The 6,907-nt window shown below is 41.3% G+C and carries 6 protein-coding genes and 1 pseudogene; 5 read left to right on the top strand and 2 right to left on the bottom strand.

Features of this window, described 5'->3' with window-relative positions; genetic code table 11:
- Window positions 1-1,059 (bottom strand): annotated as a pseudogene (locus tag ACTIE6_RS14185) (Tn3 family transposase); the annotation flags it as partial.
- Between the two features lie 8 nt (window positions 1,060-1,067).
- Window positions 1,068-1,739: a DUF4158 domain-containing protein gene (locus tag ACTIE6_RS14180; RefSeq protein WP_439557268.1), complete on the bottom strand. Its 672-nt coding sequence runs from the start codon at window positions 1,737-1,739 to the stop codon at window positions 1,068-1,070.
- 134 nt (window positions 1,740-1,873) lie between these two features.
- Here ACTIE6_RS14180 and ACTIE6_RS14175 point away from each other — a divergent pair, with 134 nt between their 5' ends.
- From ACTIE6_RS14175 to ACTIE6_RS14155, 5 genes are all read left to right on the top strand, one after another.
- Window positions 1,874-2,476 carry a recombinase family protein gene (locus ACTIE6_RS14175; RefSeq protein ID WP_439557267.1) on the top strand — a complete coding sequence of 201 codons (603 nt, stop codon included), beginning with the start codon at window positions 1,874-1,876 and terminating at the stop codon, window positions 2,474-2,476.
- 70 nt (window positions 2,477-2,546) lie between these two features.
- Window positions 2,547-3,221 (top strand): response regulator transcription factor, encoded by a 675-nt coding sequence (locus tag ACTIE6_RS14170; protein ID WP_439557266.1) that lies wholly within the window; start codon window positions 2,547-2,549, stop codon window positions 3,219-3,221.
- Window positions 3,218-4,483 carry a sensor histidine kinase gene (locus ACTIE6_RS14165; RefSeq protein WP_439557265.1) on the top strand — a complete coding sequence of 422 codons (1,266 nt, stop codon included), beginning with the start codon at window positions 3,218-3,220 and terminating at the stop codon, window positions 4,481-4,483. The genes ACTIE6_RS14170 and ACTIE6_RS14165 overlap by 4 nt, the downstream gene beginning before the upstream one ends.
- A 71-nt stretch (window positions 4,484-4,554) precedes the next feature.
- Window positions 4,555-5,928, top strand: a complete 1,374-nt coding sequence (locus ACTIE6_RS14160) for a TolC family protein (protein WP_439557264.1) — start codon at window positions 4,555-4,557, stop codon at window positions 5,926-5,928.
- 6 nt (window positions 5,929-5,934) lie between these two features.
- A partial coding sequence (locus ACTIE6_RS14155) for an efflux RND transporter permease subunit (RefSeq protein ID WP_439557263.1) occupies window positions 5,935-6,907 on the top strand: 973 nt, incomplete at its 3' end.

Here is a 6,907-nt window from a genome sequence, read left to right as displayed (position 1 = left end):
TGTGTCAACATATACCTGCTGGTTCTGGCCATTACCTACATGTTGATTGACAAGCTTTAACTGGGAGTTTAATTCTTCGTTCAGTTTCAACAAAATTGGAGCCGGTCTTTGGAGATGCATTAATGAAGCACGTTTTAAAAGAAGATCCTTATCTCTGATCCAATGTAGTTTTGAAATCATGTATTCTTCAAAAGACCGGTACAAATACGAGGATCGGACATTTAAAGCACCAGCCCGGATATGGTCACGCATTTCCCTGAACAGCAATATTTTATAAAGTGATATCCTGATTTTTCCATCTGATGTTACTACCCTTTGCTTTTCTTCAAGAGATAAAAAATCAATCGGGACGCTATTGAGTTGTTGAATATTGCCATCCTTCATTTGAAAATAATCAATGGCATCCAGTAATTGCTTTTGGGAAGTTTCAAAATCAAATGCCAGGACTTTAATTAAATCAGATACGCGGATTTGTAAACGCAATGAAGCTTTTTCTAGGGCCTGGTAATAGTCCTCCCGGTCACTGATCCGCTGGTTGACCAGCTTCAAATTATTTAGCCTTTCCTGATCTTCCAACAGCACTTGGGAGGAAACTTTTCGCTTTCTTAGCAGCTCATCGATGAGCTCGACTTTCTGGCTTGCTTCCAATACCTGGTCATGGATTATGCGCTCCACTTCGGTCAACACATTGATATGGGTAACGCTTCGAACAGAAACGGAGCTCACTAAACGTGAGGTGTTCATCCTGTTTTCAAACAGGCTTTGCTTGATTCTATTCTCACAGTCATTTACAGCGCTTGTAACAGCCTGGTTAAAAGTCAGCACAAGTGCGTCTCCCAATTGATAATATTGGTGAACTATGAATGAGACAAGCAGCAAGTAGCGGGTATTGTCCCGGTCTGCAACCTGGAATATCTGGTTATCAATCACATATTCAGCATAAAATTTTATAGTTTCTTCCGGAAGATTAAGCCTGGTGATAATGGGCAAAAGCTGTAAATACATTTCCTTCAACCGGATAAAATTGTCTATTCTTCCTTTGATTACGGACGGCTGCATGGACTGGGTTATCCTTTTGAAAAGGTAAGTTGATATCTTTTAATCTTGATTTGGTTCTTTTCCTCCTGCTGATAGGAATCGTGTTGAACTAGCAGTGAGTCGAGTAAGTCTTTGTCCTTCAACTGCAGATATTTTGCCAAAATTTCTTCCAGCTCCTGTTCAAACAGCCGGAAGGATTTTTCAAGTAAAACTCTTAGCGCTGCATAACCAGGAAGCTCAATTCTATGTTCTTCCAGGAAGGTTATTACTGCTTCCATAATAAGTGCCGGCTCTGTCCGTAGCGAAACCATTCTCTTCATTTCCAAAGACACCATTACGGAAGCCTTTTTATCGAAACCGGTATAACCTAACTGTCCAAGTATGTCTTCCTGATGCCGACGGAATGTTCCTCCTACATAATCAATCATGTTAACTTGATTGGGATCAACCATTATACCGGTTATAATATAATTAATGTCTGACTGAATAAACCTGTTAGAGAGAAAGAAACGACTGACAACCCGGAAATAGCCTAATTGTAAGAGGAACCCAACTTGATTCGTCGGTGTCTGTAAGGTTTTTAGATAGCTGCTCGCCCATTCAGGGAGTTGAAGGAAAAGCCCTTTTTGTTCAGACAACAATTGCGGCGGGTTTTCAAATCGGTTTCGCTCTTCGGGAGTCAGGTACTCTTTCCTTGCCATATCATCTATGTATTAAAACGACCGTATTTTTACATAATCTACAATCAACCTAATTCCTACAAACTCATTATTTATATTGACATGTAATTAAACTAAATGTAATATATTTGATTTTATTAAGTTTCGTACATAAAATGATCAAATTAGGATACGCCCGGGTCTCTACCCAGGAACAAAATCTGGACCTTCAGCTGGACGCCCTAAAAAAAGAGGGATGCAAGCAGGTCTTTACCGATAAGGTCTCCGGAGTAAAGGCTACCAAGCCAAACTTTGAAAAATTGATGGAGTATGCACGGCCAGGTGACACCATTGTAATTTGGAAACTGGACCGGCTTGGGCGCAGCACCATTAAGCTCATTGAGCTAATAGAAGAGTTGAAAAATAAAGGAGTAAATCTTAAATCACTTTCTGAATCTATTGACACCAGCACGGCCACTGGTAATCTATTTTTTCAATTTATGTGTGTGTTGGCCGAACACGAGCGCAACATTATCCGCGAGAGAACAAAAGCTGGTCTCGAGTCAGCCCGTGCAAGAGGTAGATCCGGAGGCAGGCCAGAAGGGCTAAGTGAGCGTTACCGTAAAATCGCACCTGAAGTCAAGGAAATTTACGAAAAGAACAACCGGAGTACGGATGAAATCCGAGAGATGTTCAAGATAAAAAGTCAACCTACACTTTACAAAATTTTAAAGCACGCTGGGGTAGATATAAAAGGGTTTTTAAAGAGACGGGTGTAATGTTTTAATAGAAATTCACACCGTCAAACTTTCTCCAAAATTGCCCATTACCTTAGCAAAAATACCGTAGATGAAATTACTGGTTATCGAAGATGAAGAAAGCTTGCTGCAAAGTATTGTTGAATACTTTAGGCAGGAAGACTTTTTATGTGAAGGGGCTGGTTCTTATAGGCAGGGTATTGAAAAAATGCAGGACTTCCAATATGATTGCATTATCCTGGACATTAACCTTCCTGGTGGTAGCGGCCTAGAGCTTCTAAAATATCTTAGAAAAAACAAGAAAAGTGAAGGTGTAATCATCATTTCTGCCCGAAGCTCGCTGGACGATAAAATTGCTGGCCTGGATCTGGGCGCGGATGACTATCTCACAAAACCTTTTCATTTGTCCGAACTGTTTGCCAGAGTGAAATCACTGATACGGCGTCAATATGCGTCCGGTTCGGATACACTTGAAATCAGCCATATGAAAGTGAATTTACTTTTAAAAACGGTTGAATGGGATGGAAAACAAGTAGTTCTTACCAAAAACGAGTATGACCTGCTGCTTTTTATGCTCACCAATAAAAACCGTGTAGTAAGCAGACAAGCCATTGCTGAACATATATATGGAGAAGAAACAGACAATCTCGCCTCCTTTGATTTTGTCTATTCACATGTAAAAAATCTGAAGAAAAAAATGAAAGAAAAAGGTTGTGGTGATTTGCTTGAAACGGTGTACGGACTAGGTTATAAGCTTTCGATATGACCAAAACGCTGGAACAAAAAAACACCCGATATCTTTTCATATGGCTGCCACTTGTGCTGCTTGTTGGCTCAATCTTATTTTATTTTATGCTTGTTTTCCACGCACACCACATGCAGGAAAAGCAGCTGAATCTAAAACAAGCTAACATATGGAAAGCTTTCACGCTACACCCTGAATCTATGATTCTGCATATTGCAGGCGAGTATGATATCGATGCTGGTAAGCGTTTTATTAACGACCTGCCTAATCAGCCACGCGATACCAGTTTATTTAATCAGGAAAATAAACAGTTCGTCAAATTTACAATACTGACAAGACAAATAAATTGGAAGGGGAAGCCCTATCGTCTAACCACCTATGTTTCTTCCAAAGAAGTTTCACACTTAATTGTTAAGGTCTTCCTTGCAGAAATCGTTATCCTTTTATTCCTGCTTTTAGCCATCGTAATTGTCAACCGAAAGAGCTCGCGTGTGCTTTGGCAACCATTTTTTCTTACCTTGGAAAAAGCCGCTGCCTATGATTTAGTACGTAATCCTTCGATGCATCTGGACTCCCAGACTGGAATTACTGAATTTAATCAACTGAACCATGAGCTGAATGAGCTGGTCGAAAAAGTGAACAAAGTATATACGAATCAAAAACAATTTGTTGAGAATGCATCCCATGAGATGCAGACCCCTGTGGCTATTATCCGATCAAAAATTGAGTTTCTTATCAATGATCCGGCTTTAACCGAAAGAACGGCAGTTTTACTGGCCGACATAACAGCGGCTAACGAGAGATTGAGCCAATTAAATAAAAACCTATTATTACTGGCCAAGATCGATAACAATCAGTTCCCACAAGTGGAACAAGTCGATGTTTCACAGGTCCTTGAAAAAATTCTTGAAAATTATCGGGAACACTATGAACATTTCCCGAAATTGACAAAATCCATTCAGCCACAAATAATCATTGTAGCGAATCTTTCTCTTTTTGAAATCCTACTTAGTAACCTGATGGGTAACGCCGTAATACATAATATTCCTAATGGCAGGATTCATGTGGAGTTGAACACCGAAAAACTGATGATTGTTAACACAGGTAATGAAATCAAAGATGATCCTGAGAAGCTTTTTGAAAGGTTTAAAAAAGGTGACGATGCATCTAAAACCACGGGACTAGGGCTTGCATTAGTCAAACAAATTACCCAGTTATACCAGCTCAAAATTCAATATGAATATGAAAATGCAGAACACCGCATCACAGTATTTTTTCGTTAAACCAAGGCCTACAAAGTTTCTCCAAAATCAATAAATAGTTTCGCGTTCGTCTCACAGAACGCTTACTTTTTATGCCATATCTAAAAATAACGAGCACATTCTTTTTGTTGTTCTTTTCCTATTTAGTCTATGGACAAAAACCAGACACGACTGTTTCCCTGCGCGAAGCGCTGACACTGGCCGAAAAAAACTACCCGCTGCTTAAATCCAAGTACTATGAATCAGAAGCGGCAAAGAAGGACGTTGCGCTGAGCAGAAATACGATTATCCCTTCACTGGATCTAAGTTACCAGGCCAATCTGGCGACCTACAACAACATTACGGGAATGCTTAATCCATCCGGTATTTTTCCAATTAGCGGGCCACCTTCCGCCGAGAATATATATCAACCTGTCTTTGGCAGCGCAGCAGGAGTTTCCATGAACTGGCAGGCAATCACCTTCGGGCAACGCGATGCCCAAACCGCCTATGCAACAGCCGGTGTAAATCAAAAGGAATCGGACTCAAAAATGGAATTGTTCAGACATCTGGCCAATGTGACCAATACTTATCTGGATGCTGCATTGGCAAAGCAGCTGATTGCTGTAAATCAGAAAAATATTAAAAGAGTTGAATTTGCATTGATCCAGTCGCGTACACTCACAAGTAAAGGACTCAAGCCGGGTGTGGATACGGCATTGTTTCAATCGGAGCTTTCTAAAAGCAGGATTGAATTACTGAATGCCACAGAAAGATTTGAAACCCAAAAAATAATGCTTTCCCAATTTTTGGCGGTTAATGAGGCAATTAATACGAAGGACAGCCTATTCTTTGAAAAGTTTCCACAGGCACACGCAGCCATTTCTTCCGATTTTAGCAATCACCCCTATGTCAGCTATCCGAAAAGCATTTTAGAATACAGCCTGGCGAAGGAAAAATTAATCAAACGATCCTATCTGCCTAAGATAAATATATGGAGCACGGCTTATGCCCGTGGTTCAGGGATCAAGTATGACGGCACCGTAAAGGCAAGTGATGGTTTGGGATTTAGCCGTTTCAATTACGGCCTGGGCTTCCAGATTGTTTATCCAATATTAAAATTTTCGGATAAAAACCTGCAAATCCAGCAGCAAAACCTCATGACGCAATCTATCCAGCAAAAAGTGGAAGAGAATCTGCTTATTCTGGATAAGAAAGACCAGATCAGCCAGGTGACCTACAACAATGCATATCTGATCGCCACTGAAACAGCTACACAGTTACAATCTGCCCAGTATGCTTTCAAAGCAATGCAAATCAGGTATAATACCGGTCTGGTGAATTTCAGTGACCTTATTCAAGCCCAGTATAATCTTTTAAAAGCCGAAACCGATTCACAGCAGTCTTATTGGTATATCTGGAAAGCGCTACTGAATAAGGCTGTCACAAAGGGTGATATCAACATATTTTTAAATGAACTGAAATAGAAAGTTATGCTTCAACTCATACGTTTTGCATTAAGGAAGCCCGTCTTTATCGTGGTTGCCATTGTAGGGATGCTATTCTTTTCTATTCTGGCCATAAGAAAATTGCCCATCGATATATTTCCAAAAATGGGAACGCCCACTATTTATGTGGCACAGACCTATGGCGGATTATCGCCACAACAAATGGAAGGTTTTCTTGCTTCGTACTACGAGTATCATTTCCTGTACATCACCGGAATCAAATTTGTTGAAAGCAAATCAGTCCAGGGCGTATCGCTCATTAAATTGCAATTTCACGAAGGGACGGATATGGCAACTGCCATGGCTGAAACCATTTCCTATGTCAACCGTGCCCGCTCCTTTATGCCCGCCGGTACGTTTCCGCCCTTCGTTATGCGCTACGATGCAGGCTCACTTCCGGTTGGTCAACTGGTTTTCAGCAGTTCTACCCGTTCACTGAATGAAATCCAGGATCTGGCATTGTTTAAAGTGCGGCCCATGTTTGGTGCGTTGCCAGGCGTTTCGGCTCCCCCTCCCTTAGGAGGGAATCAGCGTACGATCCTGATCAAAGCAAACCCTGAACGGCTAAGAAGCTACAATATTTCACCCGACGAACTGGTGGCATCCATTGCCAGAAACAACGTGCTCTTACCCGCCGGGAACGTGCGTATTGGTGATCAAACACTGATTACGCCTTCCAACAGTGTGGTTGATAATTTTAAGGAACTCGAACAGATCGCGGTTAAAGAGGTAAACGGAACATCTGTTTTTGTCCGGGATGTGGCCAGTGTGGAAAATGGAGCAGACATTACATCCGGCTATGCGCTCATCAATGGGAAGCGTTCCATTTACATTCCGGTTACCAAACGGGCCGATGCTTCTACCTGGGATGTTGTGCAACGCATTAAAGAAAATCTTCCACAAATGCAGGCTGCCATTCCCGATGACATCAAAGTATCCTACGAGTTTGACCAGTCAG

The sequence above is a fragment of the Dyadobacter sp. genome (assembly GCF_051859145.1).
Lineage (GTDB): Bacteria > Bacteroidota > Bacteroidia > Cytophagales > Spirosomataceae > Dyadobacter.
Note: the sequence above shows the minus strand (reverse complement) of the source record. Positions and strands in the feature narration are given on the sequence as shown.

Excerpts from the sequence above, each read along its gene's own strand:
- ACTIE6_RS14180 (WP_439557268.1), bottom strand. The coding sequence starts at position 1,739 with ATGGCAAGGAAAGAGTACCTGACTCCCGAAGAGCGAAACCGATTTGAA.
- ACTIE6_RS14175 (WP_439557267.1), top strand. The coding sequence starts at position 1,874 with ATGATCAAATTAGGATACGCCCGGGTCTCTACCCAGGAACAAAATCTG.
- ACTIE6_RS14170 (WP_439557266.1), top strand. The coding sequence starts at position 2,547 with ATGAAATTACTGGTTATCGAAGATGAAGAAAGCTTGCTGCAAAGTATT.
- ACTIE6_RS14165 (WP_439557265.1), top strand. The coding sequence starts at position 3,218 with ATGACCAAAACGCTGGAACAAAAAAACACCCGATATCTTTTCATATGG.
- ACTIE6_RS14160 (WP_439557264.1), top strand. The coding sequence starts at position 4,555 with ATGCCATATCTAAAAATAACGAGCACATTCTTTTTGTTGTTCTTTTCC.